16 protein-coding genes are annotated in these 17,296 nt (G+C 63.0%); 3 read left to right on the forward strand and 13 right to left on the reverse strand.

The window, feature by feature from the left end:
• Nucleotides 1–209: 209 nt before the first annotated feature.
• A complete protein-coding gene (locus HMPREF2736_RS07540) occupies nt 210–1,811 on the reverse strand; it encodes an AMP-binding protein (protein WP_070829320.1) in 1,602 nt (533 codons plus the stop codon).
• A gap of 51 nt (nt 1,812–1,862) precedes the next feature.
• Between HMPREF2736_RS07540 and HMPREF2736_RS07545 the strand changes: the two genes are divergently transcribed.
• The 3 genes from HMPREF2736_RS07545 to HMPREF2736_RS07555 are packed head-to-tail and all read left to right on the forward strand — an operon-like array spanning nt 1,863 to nt 4,417.
• A complete protein-coding gene (locus HMPREF2736_RS07545) occupies nt 1,863–2,687 on the forward strand; it encodes a GDSL-type esterase/lipase family protein (RefSeq protein WP_070614769.1) in 825 nt (274 codons plus the stop codon).
• Between the two features lie 11 nt (nt 2,688–2,698).
• Entirely contained in the window at nt 2,699–3,796 is a 1,098-nt protein-coding gene (locus HMPREF2736_RS07550) for an S-(hydroxymethyl)mycothiol dehydrogenase (protein ID WP_070829321.1), read from the forward strand.
• On the forward strand, nt 3,797–4,417 hold the full coding sequence (locus tag HMPREF2736_RS07555) for an MBL fold metallo-hydrolase (protein WP_070570821.1): 621 nt from the start codon (nt 3,797–3,799) through the stop codon (nt 4,415–4,417).
• On the opposite strand, the gene HMPREF2736_RS07560 is transcribed toward HMPREF2736_RS07555, so the two are convergent.
• The 12 genes from HMPREF2736_RS07560 to HMPREF2736_RS07615 all read right to left on the reverse strand — a co-directional run bounded on the left by HMPREF2736_RS07560 (nt 4,414) and on the right by HMPREF2736_RS07615 (nt 17,225).
• Nucleotides 4,414–4,749 (reverse strand): DUF2304 domain-containing protein, encoded by a 336-nt coding sequence (locus HMPREF2736_RS07560; protein WP_070452944.1) that lies wholly within the window; start codon nt 4,747–4,749, stop codon nt 4,414–4,416. The two genes, HMPREF2736_RS07555 and HMPREF2736_RS07560, sit on opposite strands and share 4 nt — an antisense overlap.
• Nucleotides 4,746–5,435, reverse strand: a complete 690-nt coding sequence (locus HMPREF2736_RS07565; RefSeq protein WP_070570824.1) for a glycosyltransferase family 2 protein — start codon at nt 5,433–5,435, stop codon at nt 4,746–4,748. The genes HMPREF2736_RS07560 and HMPREF2736_RS07565 overlap by 4 nt, the downstream gene beginning before the upstream one ends.
• 14 nt (nt 5,436–5,449) lie before the next feature.
• Complete coding sequence (locus tag HMPREF2736_RS07570) at nt 5,450–6,247, reverse strand: glycosyltransferase (protein WP_070829322.1); 798 nt, start codon at nt 6,245–6,247, stop codon at nt 5,450–5,452.
• Complete coding sequence (gene rfbA / locus HMPREF2736_RS07575; protein ID WP_070482967.1) at nt 6,247–7,113, reverse strand: glucose-1-phosphate thymidylyltransferase RfbA; 867 nt, start codon at nt 7,111–7,113, stop codon at nt 6,247–6,249. The genes HMPREF2736_RS07570 and rfbA overlap by 1 nt, the downstream gene beginning before the upstream one ends.
• A gap of 79 nt (nt 7,114–7,192) precedes the next feature.
• On the reverse strand, nt 7,193–8,626 hold the full coding sequence (locus HMPREF2736_RS07580) for an ATP-binding protein (RefSeq protein ID WP_070829323.1): 1,434 nt from the start codon (nt 8,624–8,626) through the stop codon (nt 7,193–7,195).
• A gap of 76 nt (nt 8,627–8,702) precedes the next feature.
• Nucleotides 8,703–9,563, reverse strand: coding sequence for a hypothetical protein (locus HMPREF2736_RS07585; protein WP_070829324.1), 861 nt, complete (start codon nt 9,561–9,563; stop codon nt 8,703–8,705).
• Nucleotides 9,564–9,629: 66 nt separating this feature from the next.
• Complete coding sequence (locus HMPREF2736_RS07590; RefSeq protein ID WP_070829325.1) at nt 9,630–10,925, reverse strand: sugar nucleotide-binding protein; 1,296 nt, start codon at nt 10,923–10,925, stop codon at nt 9,630–9,632.
• Nucleotides 10,925–11,896 (reverse strand): dTDP-glucose 4,6-dehydratase, encoded by a 972-nt coding sequence (gene rfbB / locus HMPREF2736_RS07595; protein ID WP_070614789.1) that lies wholly within the window; start codon nt 11,894–11,896, stop codon nt 10,925–10,927. Before rfbB ends, HMPREF2736_RS07590 begins: the two co-directional genes overlap by 1 nt.
• 6 nt (nt 11,897–11,902) lie before the next feature.
• A complete protein-coding gene (locus HMPREF2736_RS07600) occupies nt 11,903–13,084 on the reverse strand; it encodes a hypothetical protein (RefSeq protein ID WP_070829335.1) in 1,182 nt (393 codons plus the stop codon).
• A complete protein-coding gene (locus HMPREF2736_RS07605; RefSeq protein ID WP_070829326.1) occupies nt 13,081–14,295 on the reverse strand; it encodes a M1 family metallopeptidase in 1,215 nt (404 codons plus the stop codon). The genes HMPREF2736_RS07600 and HMPREF2736_RS07605 overlap by 4 nt, the downstream gene beginning before the upstream one ends.
• Nucleotides 14,296–14,323: 28 nt before the next feature.
• A complete protein-coding gene (locus tag HMPREF2736_RS07610; protein WP_070829327.1) occupies nt 14,324–15,433 on the reverse strand; it encodes an alpha/beta hydrolase in 1,110 nt (369 codons plus the stop codon).
• A 316-nt stretch (nt 15,434–15,749) separates the two neighbouring features.
• Nucleotides 15,750–17,225, reverse strand: coding sequence for an alpha/beta hydrolase (locus HMPREF2736_RS07615; RefSeq protein ID WP_246822117.1), 1,476 nt, complete (start codon nt 17,223–17,225; stop codon nt 15,750–15,752).
• Between the last annotated feature and the right edge of the window lie 71 nt (nt 17,226–17,296).

Consider the following 17,296-nt stretch of genomic DNA (forward strand, 5'->3'; position numbering starts at 1 on the left):
AACGATTCCGGACACACATTTTGTCGCTTAACCCTCGCTTAACCCACATTGCACTGCTCGGGATACAAAGGGTCTGGCCCTAGGTGCACAAAGACCCCGCACTAGGCGGGGTCTCCGGCAATGTGGAGTTGCACACGACGTGCAATCTCTACGCTTCGAACAGTAATGGAAAGCCATTGGTTGGCACAAGAGGGGCGAGCCTGGGTGGCTCAATTTTTTTGCCCTAGCCCGGGCAGGAAGCGCGGTACGACTTTGCCGACGGCGTTGCGCGGCAGCTTGTCGACGAAGTGCACGTCCCGGGGGATCGAGTGATCGGCCAAGCGTGAGCGCACCCAGTCGCGGACGGCTTCCTCGGTGATTTCGGCGGTTTTGACGACCCAGACGGCGATGCGTTTGAAGGTGTCGTCGTCGTCGACGCCGTGGGCGTAGACCTCGCCGATGCCGGGCATGTCTTCGAGGACTTCCACCACGGATTGGGGGTGGACGTTTTCGCCGCCGACGATGATCATGTCGTCGCTACGCGATTGCACGTGGAGGTAGCCGTCGGCGTCGATGTAGCCGAGGTCGCCCATTTCGATGAGCCCGTCGATTTCGACGGTGGGGGTGTTCGGGTTGGTGTAGCCGCGCAGGGCGGTTTCGTTGTGGAGGAAGATGCGGCCGGTTTGGCCGGTGGGGGCTTCGCGGCCGTTGTCGTCGTAAATTTTGAGAACGGTGCCTGGCGCAATTTTGCCGACGGTGGTGGGGTCTGCCTGCATTTGTTCGGGGGAGGCGGCGGCGGCGAGGGCGAGTTCGGTGGAGCCGTAGATGTTGGCCAGGATGGGGCCGAAGCGTTCGGTGGTGTGGCGCAGTAGTGACGGGGTGACGGCGTTGCCGGCGGTGGCGAGGTAGCGCAGCGACGAGGTGTCGTAGTTTTCGTCGAGGTCCAGCATGTGTTTGAAGAAGATCGGCGAGGAGATGAGGCCGTTGCAGCGGAATGCTTCGATTTGGCGGAAGCAGTTTTCCGGGTCGAATTCGCGTTGCGTCACGATGGTGGAGCGGGTCGCCAGCGCGACTTGCAGGGCAGACCAGCCCCAGGTGTGGAAGATGGAGGCGGTGAGTTGGATGGTGTCGCCGGCGCGCCAGGGGATTGCTTCGAGGTATCCGGCGACCACGAATGGCAGGCGTGGTTCGGGGCGCACGATGCCTTTGGGGATGCCGGTGGTGCCGGAGCTCATCAGGACGAGGTTGCCGTGTTTGGGCCAGAGGGGCAGTCGCTTATCGACGACCCCTTTCACCACCACGTCCTCATACGCGCGCACCACGGGTATGTGGGGGATGTCGTTGGGGATGCGGTCGGCGAACTCGTCGTCGATAAAGAGGATGTTGATGTCGTTTTCGGCGATGATGCCGCGCAGTTGCTCGGTGGAGGAGCCGATGTTGAGAAGGAAGATGTGGCCTCCGGTGTAGCCCTTGGCGCCGAGGGGTAGGACGATGCCGCGGCCGTTGCGGGCCATGACGCCGATGCGTAGTTCGTCGAGGCCGCGCTCTTCTTTCTGGGCCAGCAGCCACTTGGCTACGGTGCGGGAGTCTTCGCGCAGTTGGCGGTAGGTCAGCGCCCCGGTGTCGTCGATAAGAGCGAGGCGATCGGGCACTGCTGCGGCGCCTTGTTCGATTTCGCGGGCGGTGGTGAACCAGTAGCGCGCGAGATTCGGGATGAGTGCGAGCGCTGCGCGGGGGCCGCCTTCGGCGCTGATGATGCCGGCGCGTGTAACGGCGGGCACGAATCGCGCGAAAGACTTCAGTAAGAACAGCGGACGATGGGTGGGACGCATGAGGATAATGTAGCCTACCGATACGTAAGTGTCTCGCGTGAAAGGATTTTCGTGTCTGTTTTCCGACGTCTCGCAGCCGCCTTTGTGGCCGCTGCCGCCCTCGTCGCCCCACTGACCCCGGCCGCCCACGCGCAGGAGCGCAACATGGTCATCTTCGGCGACTCCGTTATTTCCGACCCCAACATGGGCCAGTGGGCCGCCGGCAAACTCGGCCTCGACCCGCGCGGGCGCTCCGACAACGGCACCTGGTGCCCGACCTCCGCCACGAACTGGGGCAAGCGCTCCGCCGCGAAACTCGGCCTGCCTGCGCGTGACTACTCCTGCACCGGCGTGGTCACCATTTCGAAGGGGCCGGGCTTCTTCCAGCAGGTTGACCGCGCGATCGCGGACCGCGGCCTGTCGCCGGCAACCGCGCGCGTGATCATCTCCGTCGGCTTCAACGACACGTACAACAACAATTCGCGCCCCGACGCCGACATCCGCCGCGACTTCACCCGCTACATGGTCCCGCAGATCAACCGCATCCGCGCCGCCGCCCCGAACGCGCGCATCCAGATCGTCGGCTACCCGAAGGTCACTGCCGGCGACCGCGTGTGCCTGTTCCACATCGCCCCGAATGCCTCCGATTGGACGCGCTTCCAGGAAGTTCAGCGTTGGGAGAACCTCGCCCAGTGGATGCAGGTCGACGCCGCTCGCGCCGCCCGCGTCGAGTTTTTGGACCTGAAACCGTCCACGATGAACAACAACATGTGCGCCCCGGATAACCAGCGCATGTGGGCTGGCCTGGTCGATTTCTACGGCGGGCCGGGCAACCTGCCGATCCACGTGAACCAGCGTGGCCACGAGCACGTGGCAAATATCATCGCCCGCTCCTAGTCTGGGAGGGCATGACACAGACTGTTCAAGGAGTAATCGCCCGCGAAAAGGGCGCGCCCGTCGAGGTTGTGGACATTGTGATCCCCGACCCCGGCCCAAACGACGTGGTGGTCAAGGTCCAGGCCACCGGCGTGTGCCACACGGACCTGGCTTACCGCGACGGTGATATTGAGGATGCGTTCCCGTTCCTGCTCGGCCACGAAACGGCTGGCGTCGTCGAAACGGTCGGCGAAGATGTCACCCACGTCGAAGAGGGCGATTTCGTGGTGTTGAACTGGCGCGCGGTGTGCGGCGAGTGCCGCGCCTGCCGCAAGGGGGACACGAAGAATTGTTTCAACACCCACAACGCGTCCCAGCGCATGACGCTTGTCGACGACACCCCGCTCACCCCAGCCTTAGGCATCGGCTCCTTCGCCGAGAAGACCCTCGTGCACGAGAAGCAGTGCACCAAGGTGGATCCGGAAGCCGACCCGGCCGCGGCGGGCCTGCTCGGCTGCGGCATCATGGCCGGCCTGGGCGCCGCCGTGAACACCGGTGAGGTGCAGCGCGGCGAGTCCGTCGTCGTGTTCGGCCTCGGCGGCGTAGGTCTTGCGGCCGTGGCGGGTGCTGTGTTGGCGGGGGCGTCGACGGTGGTGGCGGTGGACGTCGATAAGCGAAAGTGCGATGCCGCGACCGAGAAGTTCGGCGCAACCCACGCCATCTGCTCCAAGGATATGAGCGAAGACGACGTCATCGAGGCCGTGCGCGACCTCACCGGCGGCTTCGGCGCGGATGTGGCCATCGACGCCGTGGGCATCCAACCCACCTGGCGCCAGGCGTTCTACTCCCGCGACCTCGCCGGCCGCATGGTCATGGTCGGCGTGCCCAACCAGACCGACCACGTGGACATCCCCGCGATCGACCTGTACGCCCGAGGCGGCTCCATCAAGCCGGCCTGGTACGGCGACTGCCTGCCGGAGCGCGACTTCCCCACGTACGTTGAGCTGTACAAGCAGGGACGGTTCCCGCTCGGCGAGTTCGTCTCCGAACGCATTGGTGTGGGCGACATCGAAGAATCGTTTGACAAGATGAAGCGTGGCGACGTGCTGCGAAGCGTGGTGGAGTTCTAAATGCGTATCGACAACGTAGTCACATCCGGCCTGTTCAAACTCGACGGCGGCGAATGGGAGGTGGACAACAACGTCTGGATCGTCGGCGACGACTCCGAGGTCTACATCATCGACGCCGCCCACAACGCCCAGGCCATCGCCGACGCCGTGGGCAACCGTCGCGTCAAGGGCATCCTGGCCACCCACGGCCACTCCGACCACATCGACGCCGCCCCCGAACTGTCCCGCCTCGTGAACGCCCCGGTGTACCTGCATCCCACCGACGGGTTCCTCTGGCAGCGCGAGAACCCAGGCGCGCACTACCGCCCGCTTCTCGACGGCGCCACCTTCGACATCGCCGGCACCGAACTACGCGTCATGTCCACCCCCGGCCACTCGCCGGGCTCCGTGGTCATCTACGCCGAGGAAGCCGGCGAACTGTTCTCCGGCGACACCTTGTTCCAGGGCGGCCCGGGGGCGACGGGACGATCCTTCTCGTCGTTTGACACCATCATCCACTCCCTGCAGAAGTCCGTTTTGGAACTGCCGCCGGAGACGGTCGTGCGCACCGGCCACGGCGACCACACCACGATTGGCGACGAAGCCCCGCACCTCGAGGAGTGGATCCGCCGCGGGTTCTAATCGCGTTCGGGCGCTTCGGCGTTTTGTAGCGCCACCGCCCGGGCGAGGCGCGCGTAGCGCAGTTCCTGTTCGCGGAAGCGGGTCCAGGTGGAGATCGTCGTAAAGAAAAATGCGATGACCAGCAGATAAAGCATGAGGTCCGTGCCGCGGTCCACGCCGAGCCAGTTGGCCAGCACGGTCACATCGTCGGGGCGGACGATCGCCCACACGGCGGCGAGGATCATCAGCACGAAACCCAACTTCACCCACGCCTTCGCGTTCGCCTTGCGGCGGTTAGCGAAGAAGAACCACGCCAGCGCCACAATGGCCAGCAGTAACAACGCCTGAATCATGGCAGCCTCCTCGCCACGAGCCCATCCGCGAGGATGTTCACCCCGTTGATCAACGATTGCCCCTTGGACATCGAGTATTCGGTGTAGAGAATATCCACCGGCTCCTCGTCGACGCGCCAGCCGAACTTCTCGATCATCGCGACGATCTCCGAGGCGTGCGACATCCCGTTCATGCGGATGTTCATCTCGTCGGCGACCTTCTTGTTAAACGCGCGCAGCCCGTTGTGCGCGTCCGACAGGCCGAGTTTGCGGGTGCGCGGCGACAGCATCACCACCGTTTTCAGCACGACGCGCTTAATCCACGGCACCTGCGAGTTGTCTTGGCCCGCAAACCGCGTACCGACGACAATATCCAGCGGCTCCGTCCGCAACCGCTCAACCATGCGCGCCACGTCCTTGACCTGGTGCTGGCCGTCGGCGTCGAAGGTGACAAAGTACTTCGCGCCGGGCTGCGCACGCGCGTACTCCACGCCGGTCTGGATCGCTGCACCTTGGCCGAGGTTCACCGGGTGGTTGACCAGGTGGGCGCCGGCGGCGCGGATTTGTTCGGCGGAGTTGTCGTGGGATCCGTCGTTGACGGCGACGATATTGGGGAAGGTTTCGCGGGCGTGGCTGAGCACGTCGAAAATGACCGTGCCCTCGTTGTAACAAGGCACGATCAGCCAAGTGTCTGAAAATCCGGTCATGTCGCTTAAAGAGGTTACTCGCCGCGGTGGAAGAGCACGGAGTAGACGCGCTTAGTTAGCCCGATGGGCAGGGCGCGGTACAGGTTGCGCATGGCGAGGTTCGCCAGCGCGCGTGGCCGCGAGATCAGCCCGTATTCGACGAGGTTGGCCTGCATGGTGCGCTCGGCGCGTCGGGTGTCGGCGCTGGCGCGGCGTCGCAGCTGGTCGTCGGTGACGCGGAAGTAGGTCAGTGGCTCGTCGAGGTTGGCCAGGGTGTGTCCGGCGGCGATGAGGCGCGCCCACAGGTCGTAGTCCTCCATGAACGGCACGTGCTGGTAGCCGCCGACGGCGTTGACGGCGTCGGTGCGGAAGGTGACCGCGGGGTGGTTGAGCGGGGAGTTGATTTTCACGTACGCGTTCGGATCCCGCGGCAGTGCGCGGATGGTGCCGCGGTCGCCGGGGGTGTGTTCGAACTCTTCCATGGCGCTGCCGAGTGCGGCCACGTCCGGGTGCGCCTCCAGGTACGCGAGCTGTTTGGCGAAGCGCTCCGGTTTGGCGGCGTCGTCGGAGTCGATGCGTGCGGTGTAGGTGGCGTTGATCGTCGCTAAGCCTGCGTTGAGCGCCCGGCCTAGGCCGACGTTTTCGGGTAGTTCGACCACGCGAGCGCCATGCTTTGCGACGACCCCACGCACCGCCCCAGACACCTCCCCGTCAAAGACCACCACAACCTCGTCGGCGGGGCGCGTCTGGGCGTCGAGGGAGTTCAGCGTGAGTTCGAGTTCGGCGGCGTCGGTGGCGTGGTAGACGCTCATAAGGGCGGAAAGGGTGGGCATTAGGCCTCCTCGGCGGCGTCGATAAGGTAGCGGCCGTAGCCGGATTTGAGCACGGCCTCGCCGAGCGCGCGCAGCTGGGCGGCGTCGATGAAGCCTTCACGGTAGGCGGCGACCTCCGGCGAACCGATGACGGTGCCGGTGCGTTTTTGCAGCACTTCGACGTAGGAGCTGGCCTCGCTCATCGAATCGATCGTGCCGGTATCCAGCCACACATCCCCGCGGTGCAGGCGGTGCACCTTCAGGTCGCCGCGCTTGAGGTAGGCCTCGTTGACCGAGGTGATTTCCAACTCGCCGCGCGCCGAGGGGGTGATGTTCTTCGCGATCTCCACCACGTCATTGTCGTAGAAATACAAGCCCACCACCGCAAAGTTCGACTTCGGTTGGGCTGGCTTTTCCTCGATGGACAGGGCAGTGCCGTCCGCGTCGAAATCCACCACGCCGTAGCGCTGCGGGTCGGAGACCTCGTAGGCGAAGATCGCCCCGCCCTCGATCTCGCGCACCTGGCCGAGTGCTTCCAGGATGCCGGCGCCGTCGAAGATGTTGTCGCCAAGCACCAGGGCGACGGCGTCGTCGCCAATGAAATCCTCGCCGATCAGAAACGCTTGGGCGAGGCCTTCCGGCTTCGGCTGTTCGGCGTAGTGGAGCATGATGCCGAGGTGGGAGCCGTCGCCAAGCAAACGCTCGAAATTCGCCCGATCCTCCGGCGTCGTAATGATCAGAATCTCCCGAATACCCGCGCTGATCAGCGTGGAGAGCGGGTAGTAGATCATCGGCTTGTCGTAAATCGGCATCAACTGCTTCGAGATGCCCTGCGTAATCGGGTACAGCCGCGTACCCGATCCGCCCGCCAGAATGATGCCTTTCATAGCCCCGAAGTCTAGTGGGCAGCCAACTTCCCACTAACTTCCCATGTTGGTAAGTAGTTGGGAAGTTGATTGGGAAGCTCTACTTCGTAAGCCGGTACCGCTGTTTCGGGCTTCGAGAAGGCTCAGTGCGTTCAACTCGCCCTTCTTCCATCAGCTGATTCAAAGCCAACTGGATTGCGCTGCGACTTCTCCCCGTTGCATTTCTTAGTTCAGTGCTTGACCAGGAATGTTGTTCATCGAAAAGTCGGAGAACCTGTTGGTAAGCCGTTTCATGAGTTTCTTCAGCAGCGACTTTCCTCTTATGAAAAGTCACAGAGAAATGCGTGAGAGAATTACTGAAAACAGGAGGCGGCATAAGCGCATCAGCGGTCGCTCGTGTCATCGTCGCGATACCCGTACCTCTATTTTCAGCGACGAGACCCCCGTCATCGAAATGAAGGTCTTCCAAAAAAGTTGCTAGCTGTTGGTTTCTCGTAGAAGACGCACCAGGGGTTCCCAAATTCTCCTTAGTAACACCGCCGTAAAGTCCGCCAGGATTAGATATGACTAGCCTGTCCACGAACATGTCGATCTGTACTGGTGTGCCGAGTGCAGTCGGGGAATAATCGCGATGCATAAGTGCGTTGACGAGTGCCTCGCGAACTGCGATTTGAGGATAGTCCGGTAAATCTCGGCGGAAAACTCCTTCTATAAGACCAGCAGTTCGCATATTTTTCTCAACTAGGCGGACACCTTCGTCTACCAGCTCGGGGATAGGGCCTCTAAGTCGCGCACTATCCAGCAGTCGAATTCCTTCTCCTACCTCGCCTTTTTCGGCACCTGGATAGAGGGCGAAAGTGACTGTCAGTCGTGGATAGAATTCTTGAGGAAAGTCGCCCATTGCTAACAGTGCTGCGAAGGTAGGGGAGTCGCCTTGGAGCACTTGAAGCCGTCGGAGCGCGATGTCTTCCCCGTCCTTAAAGGTCTTCGGACGTGAATTGCGTTGTTGCTGAAGGTAGGACCGAAGAATATTTTCATCTAAGTCGGTTAAGCGTGCTTCTTCGACGGGAGTGCGATCCCAGCGTGGTTGGTGGCTTTCCTCGCGCAATCGATCCACTTCATACGCGGTAAGGCGATGTTCGCTTTCGCCTAAACGGATATAGCTGCCACCGTAGGGACCACGTGCGGTGATATAACACGGTTTATCAAACGGAGCCATTTCTTTGAAATGTGCAACGACGACACTGGAACCTTCGAATGGCATGACTTCGACCGTTGGACGGACTGGCGGAGTGAGCTTCTCGCAAAATGAATTTAGAGAGTCTTGAGTTTTCCGGGAATCGAAGTTGGGAACCGGGGTGAAACCCGATTCTTCGTCGATTCCAAAAATGATGATTCCGCCGTCTTTGTTAGAAAAAGCACTGAGTGTTTCCAACATGTTTTTGCCGGCGCCGGATTTAACTTCTACGTGCTGCTGTTCAGTACCGATTATGCGGAGTTTGTCTAGCAGCTGAGCAAGATCGACCGGCAACATGCCACCAACTTACCAATCAACTTCCCATGTTGGTAAGTAGTTGGGAAGTTGATTGGTAAGTTGCCTGTGACCCCAGTTAGCGCAGGCCCGGGATCTGGAGACCCAACTGCGGTGCGAAAGCCACCGCGATACCGACCACTGCGAGGACAGCAGCGATCACGCCGACCACGATGCCAGCGGTGGAGGAGCCGTCTTCCTTGCCCGGCTGGTTCGCAGGCTTCGTCGGGAACGCAACCGTGGTGTTGCCTCCACCGAGGCAAGCTTCCTCAGCGTCCGCTTCGGCGTTGAGGAAGGCGTTCATGTTCTCGAAGAACTTGCCGGTGGAGGTTTTCTCGAAGGTGGAGTAGAACTTCTCCATCTGCGCCTCGTTGCCAAGGACATCGGTGAGACCAAAGAAGAGAGCTATCAGGGCGCCAGCGAAGTTGCCTTCGATATCGCCCTCTTTCTTCCTCGCTTCGACGTAGTAATTATCCCAGTCTGTTTCCTCGGATTCGGCGCCGCCGGCGAGGTTCTGCCCATAGGCAGCTCGCGCGCGCAGCTGCAGATAAAACTTCGCGGTCGACTCATTCATACCTGCCATACCCAGTCGGTTCAGGTACGAGTCCTTGTTCAGGGCGTCGAATGCTGCGTCGAAGGCATCGACAGTCTTGTGGCCGGTGAGTGGTTGCTTGTTGGCGTCGACGAAGTCATTGCCAACGGGACGAGCGGACGGGTATGCGGCTTCGAGCGACAGGTTGATGTCGCGTGCAAACGTCGAGTCGAGTCGGCTTTCCACGCCCTGTTCCATCGATGTCAGGAAGGACTTCTCCGCCGCGGTGAAGGTCACCTTGCATTTGTTTTGGCCGAGGGGGCCGATCTGCGCTGCCTGCGCAGGCGTGACAGCGGAAAAGGCAACGGTGGTGGCAACTACAGCGGTGAGGAGGCGCGAGGTTTTCATGGAAATCTCCTGGGAACGGGGTGGGGACTTCCGTAAGTATAAGCGGGATTCACCCCCTCAGCTGGGCTATCGCATGGCGACGTAGAGCGCGAGTGCCGCCCGCCAGTTCGTCGGCGCGAACCCAGTGGCCTTGATCTTGTCCAGCGACAGGGTTGATTCGCGGGGGCGCACGGCGGCGTCGAGGCCGTACTCCTCGGTGGTGACGGGGTGGACGTCGGCCGGGTCGCCGCCCATGGCGATGTAGACGGCCATGGCGATTTCGTCGCGGCCGACGGTGTCGCCGTCGGAGGTGATGTTGTACACGCCGTAGTCGGCGCCGGTGCGAAGCAGGTGCGCGATGCCTTTGGCCAGGTCTTCGGCGTAGGTGGGGCGCCCGCGCTGGTCGGATACCACCTTCGGCGTGGCGCCCTTTTCGGCGAGTTGGGCCATGGTTTCCATGAAGTTGGCGCCGTCGCCGAAGACCCAGGAGGTGCGGATGACGTAGTGCTTGCGGGCGGTTTGCGCGGCGGTGTCGCCGGCGGCTTTGGAGGCTCCGTAGGCGGACAGCGGCGAGGGCACCTCGGTTTCGTCGTGGACCTCGACGGTGCCGTCGAAGATGTAGTCGGAGGAGACGTGGACGAAGGTGAGGTCGTGCTCGTCGGCAAGCCTGGCGAGTGCGGCGGGGGCGGTGGCGTTGGTGGCCCAGGCGGCGGCGCGGTCGGTTTCGGCGCCGTTGACGTCGTTGTATGCGGCGCAGTTGACCACGGCCCAAAACTCGGACCAGTCCAGCTCGGGTGGCGCGGTGATATCGAAGTCTTCGCGGCCGACAAACAACGCTTCCTCGTCCGTCCAGATGGCACGCAGTGCACGGCCTAACTGCCCGTTGGCGCCGGTGACTAGGATGCGGCGGGGTGGTAGTGGGGTGGCGTCGGCAAGCATGGGGTGCGCTTGGTCGGCGGCGGAGAGTTCGGTGGGCTCCAGCGGCCAGTCGATCTCGCGGTACGAGCAATAGGCGCCGCCGGGGGTGTAGCGCTGGTTGACCAGGTAGATGTAGGTGGTGTCGTCTTCCAACGCTTGGAAGCCGTTGGCTACGCCGCGGGGGACGAACACGGCGGTGTCGGGTCCGATTTCGCAGGTGAAGGTTTCGCCGTAGGTGTCGGAGCCGGCGCGCATGTCTACCCAGGCGCCGAAGACGCGTCCGGTGGCGACGGAGACCCATTTGTCCCAGGGTTCGGCGTGCATGCCGCGGGTGGCGCCGCGTCGGGCGTTGAAACTGACGTTTTGTTGCCGCGGCACGAGGGCTTGGCCGGCCCAGTTTTCTTTGAACCAGCCGCGGTTGTCTTTGTGCAGTGTGAGGTCGTGGATTTCAAGTCCTGCGATCATTACTGTCCCCTTTGCGCATATTGCTTTTCGACGACACCCTTACCGTCCTCCCACCACCGACGGTTTTCTCGGTACCAGTCGATGGTGTCGCGCAGGCCGGTGTCGAAGTCGTGCTTGGGTGTCCAGCCGAGTTCGTTGCGGAGTTTGGTGGCGTCCATGGTGTAGCGCTGGTCGTGGCCGGGCCGGTCGGCGACGTGTTCGTAGGTGCCGCCCATGATTTCGCAGATTGTTTCGATGACCTGCTTGTTTGTGGTGTGTGGCTGGTTTGCGCCGATATTATAGGTTTCGCCGAGCCGGCCGTGCTCGAGGATGGTGAGGACGGCGTCGTTGTGGTCGTCGACATGGATCCAGTCGCGCACCTGGGCGCCGGTGCCGTAGAGCTTCGCGGGTTGGCCGCACAGGATGTTGGTGATCTGGCGGGGGATGAACTTTTCTACGTGCTGGTAGGGGCCGTAGTTGTTGGAGCAGTTCGAGATTGTCGCTTTGATGCCGAAGGAGCGTACCCATGCGCGTACGAGGTGGTCGGAGCCGGCTTTGGTGGCGGAGTAGGGCGACGACGGGTTGTAGGGGGTGGTTTCGGTGAATGCGTCGTTGCCGCCGAGTTCGAGGTCGCCAAAGACTTCGTCGGTGGAGATGTGGTGCAGGCGCTTATCAAACTTGCGCACGGCTTCGAGCAGGGTGAAGGTGCCCACCACGTTGGATTGTACGAACGCGCTTGGGTCCCGCAGGGAGTTGTCGTTGTGGGATTCTGCCGCGAAGTGGATGACGGCGTCGGTGCGGTTGACCAGGTCGTCGATAAGCGATTGCTCGCAAATGTCCCCCTGGACGAACTCGACGCCCTCGGGGACGTTGGCGCGGTTGCCGGCGTAGGTGAGTTTGTCCACCACGACGACGCGGTAGCGCTGCGCCGCCATGCGTGCGAAGTTCGACCCGATGAAACCGGCGCCGCCGGTGACCAGCAAAGATTCCATATCGCGTTACCTTACAAGGCCTGCGAGGTGCACGAGCGCACCGACAACCGGCCCGACGAACAGGGCGACGGTAACGGAGGTGGCCACGCCCCACGGCGCGATGAAGAGGACCGCGAAGGCGATCAGCGTCGCCGCGACCCAGCCTGCCACGTAAAACGCATGCCGCTCCTGTGCGAGCACTGCCACGCCGGTGATCATGAGCATGCCCATAAACGCCGAGGCGAACGTGAGCAGTCCGAGCGTGATGCCGGCGACGAACAGTTCCGGTTTGAACGCGAGGCGCAGGATCCATGGGCCGATGAGCCACGCGGCGGCGAAACCGACCACGCCGAGGGCGAGCACCGCGCCGATGGGGGCGGCCAGCGCCTTGTAAATACGGTCGCGGTGTTCCACGAACCGCACCACCAGCGCCGATTGGAAGCGTTGCAGCGGCACGAGCACGGGTGCGCGGGTGAGCATGACGGCATTCGAGATCGCGGCGACGGTCAGGGAGGTCTGCGGGTCGTCGGGAAACGCGGCGCTGACGGCGGTGGGGAAGCCGGTGATCAGCGCTGCGGAGGCGCCTGAGGCGGTCATGGCGGAGAGGACGCGGCGCACGAACGTGGCGCGGTCCACGTCCAAGGCGACGCGCACCGGGTCGACGGCGAGGATGACCACCCAGCTCAGGGCGCCGATGACGGTGATGATGAGGAACTCGCGAAGCCCACCGCCAAGCAGCAGCGTGAGCACGGCGAGGACCAGGCGCGCGCCGGAGTCCAACGCCACGAGTGCGGCGTAGCGCTCCCACAGTCCCGCGCCGGACAGCACGCCGGAGAGCACCGATTGGAACGCGTAAGACAGCAGGCCGAACGCCAGCAGCGCGGTGGCCAGCGTCGGGTCGGAGGGGACGATCGTACCCATGCCGAACAGGCCGAACACCGCCACGAGCGCCAGCGCCACCCCGCCGATGACCGCACCCATGCGCCACGGGTTGGCGTTGCCGCGAGTGCCGTCCTCGCGGGCGGCGGCGACGGCGCGGGTGGTTTCGTGGGTGATGCCGTCCACGATTCCGGCGCAGGAGAAGAACAGCCCCCAGTAGGCCAGGAAGTACCGGTAGCCGGTTTCTACGTCCAGCGCCCAGCCGGCAACCCAGACGACGACCAGCCCGCTGATGGCGGCGAACACTGTCGCCAGCGAGAGGTGTTTCACGGGCACTCCGGCAGTTCGGCGCGCTGCACCCATGCCTCCAGGATTGGGGCAATGTCGGCACCGTTGCGGGCAAACGCGTCAATGAGCGTTTGCGTATCCACGATCCCGTCCGCGTTCGCAGCCACATAATCGCGCACCGTGTTGAAGAAGACTGGGTCGCCGACGCTTCGTCGTAAAGCATGCAGCGTGATCGCGCCGCGTTTGTACACGCGGTCGTCGAACATGTCGCGCGGGCCCGGATCCGCCAGGGTAAACCGCATGGGGGTGAGTTTGTTGTAGTGGGTGCGCACGGAGTCGTCGATAGGCATCTGTCCTGCGTGATCCGCCCACAGCCACTCGGCGTAGCAGGCGAAACCTTCGTTGAGCCAGATGTCGCGCCAGTGGCCGATGCCGAGCGAGTTGCCGAACCATTGGTGCGCCAACTCGTGCGCGATCAGCCGCTCGTTGCGGCGCAGGTGGTTGATGCCGAAGATGGACAAACCGTGCGCCTCGAGCGGGATTTCCAGCGCCTCCTCGTGCACGACTACCTGGTAGTTCTCAAACGGGTACGGCCCGAAGACGGTTTCAAAGTAGTCCAGCATCGCCTGCTGCTTGTTCAGGTCGCCGGGTTGCGCGCCGGGCAGCCACGCGACGACGTTGCGGCCGAGCTCCACGCGCTGGAACTGGCCGACCTGCACCGTGGCCAGGTACGTCGGCATCGGGTGCGCGGTGGTGTTGGTTACGGCGACGTAGTCGCGGTCGGTGCGCACGTTAAACGTGTAGGTCGCCTTCTCGTCGGGGGTGTCGTTGCAGGGGAACCAGGTGGGTGCGCCGTTGGGCTGGTTGGCGGTCAGCGCGCCGTTGTCCAGTTCCTCCCAGCCGAGTTCGCCCCACGCGGTGCGTCGCGGGCGGGGGTTGCCGCCGTAGCGGATGGTGAGGGTGAATTCGGTGTGGGCCGGGAGGTCGTCGTGAAGCGAGATGCGCAATTTTCCACCCGACTGGCGGAAGCGCTTGATGCCACTGCTTATCGACGACTCCACGCGCCGAACCGCAAGCCCCTCCGCCACATCCAACGTCAGGTGGTGCAGGGCTTCGGTGGTGGTCAGCGTCAACGTTGCGGTGGCGTTGAGCCGGTTGGGTCCGACGATGTAGTCGAAATCCAGGTCGTAATGCGTGACGTGGAACCCACGGTTGGGTTCCACGCCCGTGTAGTTGTCGCTGCGGCGTTTCATCGCCTGCGAAGTCTAGTCCAGCGCGGGCTTACACCCCGAGTGCCGGTGCGATAGTGGTGCGCCAGGCCTTGTCCAGGTCGTCGCGCCAGTACGGCCAGGAGTGGGTGCCCACGTTGCGCAGCTCGAAGTGCGCCGGGATGTTCAACCCGTCGAGCTTTGCCTTGAGGTCGTGGGTGCAGGTGTTGATCGCAGCCTCGATCACGCCGCCTTCTACCTGCAGCGTTGCCGCGCCGATGTGTGCGATCGGGTCCGGTGCGCCGAGGCCGATGAGGTAGCTGACCTGGTCGCTGCGCCCCGCCAGGCCGGTGCCCGCGGAGACGTAGAGCTTCAGGCCGCGCAGTTTCTCGGCGTTGAGCAGGGCGTCGTTCCAGCGGTTGTAGGGTCCGCCCATCGGACCCCACATCATCTCCGGGGTGACGGTTTTGAAGTCCTGGGTAGCCGACGCGCGGTTCACGGTGATGCGGGCGAAGTTGTAGCCGGCTGGCGAGGATGTCGCCGCGCAGCCAGAGAACGACGCCGCGGCTTTGTACATGCCCGGGTTGTGTTGCGGCAGGACGAGCGCCGAGGTGCCCGACATGGAGAACCCGGCGATCGCTCGGTTGTTATTTGCACCGAGGGTGCGCTCAATCGGACCAGGCAGTTCCTTGGTCAGGAACGTCTCCCACTTCTGCGGGCCGTTGAGGTATCGGGAGCGCACGGTTGGGGCGACCCAGTCGGTGTAGTACGAAAATGCGCCAGCCTGCGGGATGACCACGTTGACGCCCTTGCCCGCGAAGTAGTCCTTGGTGGTGTGCAGGTGGATCCAGTCCTGGTCCTGCTCCGCACCGCCTGCGCCGTTGAGCAGGTAGAGCGTCGGCGCGCCCTGGACGCGCTGGCCAGCCGGGTTGGTGGCGGGGATGACGGCGACGGGGATGTCACGGTTCATTGACGGGGAGAACACGTTGTAGGACAGGACCGTTTTGTGGTCGACCTGCTTCACCCAGGACTGCGGCTTGCCGGTGTGGATGACAGTCGGCGGGTTTGCCGTGGCGTCCCACGCCTTGACCACGCCAACCGGCTGCGCCACCGCGGGAATCGTACCGCATGCGACGGCGACGGCGGTGAGTGCTGCGAGCGCAGCTTTCTTCAAGGTCTTCATGAGGCGGGTCCCCGTTTCTGTAACGAAAGTGTGTTGCCTGACGACATTCGAAGCGTCATTGTACGGTACATACGTTAAACCTGTGGCTATTGTTACAGATGTTCCACGTTTTGAAAGGAAAGCGACATGAACCCGATCGAATCCGTCCAGCTGCAGATCAACGAGGTCCTCGGCCAGCTCATCCACTTCGGCTCCTCGACGTCCTCCACGATCGCCTACGGCCTGGGCATGTTCTAAAAGCTAGAAAAAGAGGCACCCTGTGGCAGGGTGCCTCTTTTTTGTTGCCTGTTTTTTACAGGCGCGGTTACAGGCCCAGTTACAGGCCGAGCGCCGACTTGAACACGGTCTCGTAGGAGCGCTTCAGGTCGTCGCGCCACACCGGCCAGGAATGGGTGCCCACCGGGCGCAGCTCAGCGTGAGCGACCTCCGCACCGTTGGCACGCGCCTTGACCAGGAAGTCGTGGGTGCAGGCGTTCATCGCAGCCTCGATCGCGCCGCCTTCGACCAGGAGGGTCGCGGCGTTTGCGGAACCCTTCACAAACGCGTCGGAGGAGTCCAGGCCCGCATCTTCGAGGCGCTTCCGCAACGTGCCCGGCATATCGGTCTCCGCTGCGAGGCCGGTGCCGGTGGAGATGTACACCTTCGTGTCAGTGCCGGCCAGCTTCGGTGCGTTGACCAGGGCATCGTTGTAGCGGTTGTAGTCCGAACCCATCGGGCCGAAGATGTACTCAGGCGACATGACACCCGGTGCAGCACGGTCCACCGTGAGGTTGATGAAGAAGCTCGGCAGCGGACGCGACGTTGCCGGGCAGCCGGAGAACGAGCCGACGGCCTTAAACATGTTCGGGTTGTGCTCAGCGAGCAGCAGCGACGAGGTGGCGGACATAGACATGCCGATCACGCCACGGCGATTCGGGTCAGCCTTGATGTATGGCTCGATAATCTGCGGCAGTTCCTTGGCCAGGAACGTCGACCACATCTGCTTGCCCTTGTAAAACACGTTGTTCTCCGTCGGCGGCTCTGCAGCCCAGTCGACGTAGTACGAGAACGCGCCCTCCATCGGGATGACCACGTTCGCGCCCGAGCGACCGTAGACCTCGTGGACTTCCTCGAGTGCCTGGGAAACCCAGTCGGTGTCCTGCTCGGAGCCACCAGCGCCGTTAAGTAGGTAAACCGTCGGGGCGTTCTCGACCGTTTCGCCCTTGTCGTTGGTGGCGTAGAACACCGCGACCGGGATGTAACGGCCCATCGATTCCGAGTACACGCGCAGCGCTTCGTTCTTCCACACGTGCTGGTTGTCGGCCAGACGCTTGACCCAGCGCTGCTCCGCGCCGCTCATCGTCTTCGGCACCTCACCGAGTTCCTTGATCGCAGGGTGCTGCTGCATATCCTCACCCATCGGGTTCAGCTTCGCCGCATCCTCCGAAAGCACCGTGGCGTCCGCATCCGCGTCAGTGGCTGAGTCGTCCTTCCCGTCCTTCGAGTTGAGGTCCTCGTTGGTCGTGTCCTTGCTGGAGCCCTCCGGCACCAGCTCGGACGTGGTTGGGGTGGGCTCGTTCGAAGTTGGGGTTTCGGACGTTGCCGACGTGGTCGACTTCTCTGTCGGCTCGGTCGGGGTGGTCGTCTCCGAGGGGGTGGTCTCGGGCAGTGTTGTATTCACTGTCGACTGTGCAGCGCTGAGGACGGCGGGGGTGTCGTCGCTAAGCGAAGATGCGTAATGGACAACGGGAACGGCACCTGCTGTAACAAGGGCGACAGCGGCTACGGCGATGGCCGGACGCGTGAGTTTCACGGAACTGTGCTCGCTTTCCTAAAGACTTGGGGAGATCCTCCGCCACATTTTGCCAGACGGGGACGTACCAT

It is taken from the genome of Corynebacterium sp. HMSC036E10, from assembly GCF_001836265.1.
In the GTDB taxonomy this organism is placed as follows: Bacteria; Actinomycetota; Actinomycetes; order Mycobacteriales; family Mycobacteriaceae; genus Corynebacterium; species Corynebacterium coyleae.

Coding starts and splice junctions, on each gene's coding strand:
- HMPREF2736_RS07540 (WP_070829320.1), bottom strand. CDS start 1,811: ATGCGTCCCACCCATCGTCCGCTGTTCTTACTGAAGTCTTTCGCGCGA.
- HMPREF2736_RS07550 (WP_070829321.1), top strand. CDS start 2,699: ATGACACAGACTGTTCAAGGAGTAATCGCCCGCGAAAAGGGCGCGCCC.
- HMPREF2736_RS07555 (WP_070570821.1), top strand. CDS start 3,797: ATGCGTATCGACAACGTAGTCACATCCGGCCTGTTCAAACTCGACGGC.
- HMPREF2736_RS07560 (WP_070452944.1), bottom strand. CDS start 4,749: ATGATTCAGGCGTTGTTACTGCTGGCCATTGTGGCGCTGGCGTGGTTC.
- HMPREF2736_RS07565 (WP_070570824.1), bottom strand. CDS start 5,435: ATGACCGGATTTTCAGACACTTGGCTGATCGTGCCTTGTTACAACGAG.
- HMPREF2736_RS07570 (WP_070829322.1), bottom strand. CDS start 6,247: ATGCCCACCCTTTCCGCCCTTATGAGCGTCTACCACGCCACCGACGCC.
- rfbA (WP_070482967.1), bottom strand. CDS start 7,113: ATGAAAGGCATCATTCTGGCGGGCGGATCGGGTACGCGGCTGTACCCG.
- HMPREF2736_RS07580 (WP_070829323.1), bottom strand. CDS start 8,626: ATGTTGCCGGTCGATCTTGCTCAGCTGCTAGACAAACTCCGCATAATC.
- HMPREF2736_RS07585 (WP_070829324.1), bottom strand. CDS start 9,563: ATGAAAACCTCGCGCCTCCTCACCGCTGTAGTTGCCACCACCGTTGCC.
- HMPREF2736_RS07590 (WP_070829325.1), bottom strand. CDS start 10,925: ATGATCGCAGGACTTGAAATCCACGACCTCACACTGCACAAAGACAAC.
- rfbB (WP_070614789.1), bottom strand. CDS start 11,896: ATGGAATCTTTGCTGGTCACCGGCGGCGCCGGTTTCATCGGGTCGAAC.
- HMPREF2736_RS07605 (WP_070829326.1), bottom strand. CDS start 14,295: ATGAAACGCCGCAGCGACAACTACACGGGCGTGGAACCCAACCGTGGG.
- HMPREF2736_RS07610 (WP_070829327.1), bottom strand. CDS start 15,433: ATGAAGACCTTGAAGAAAGCTGCGCTCGCAGCACTCACCGCCGTCGCC.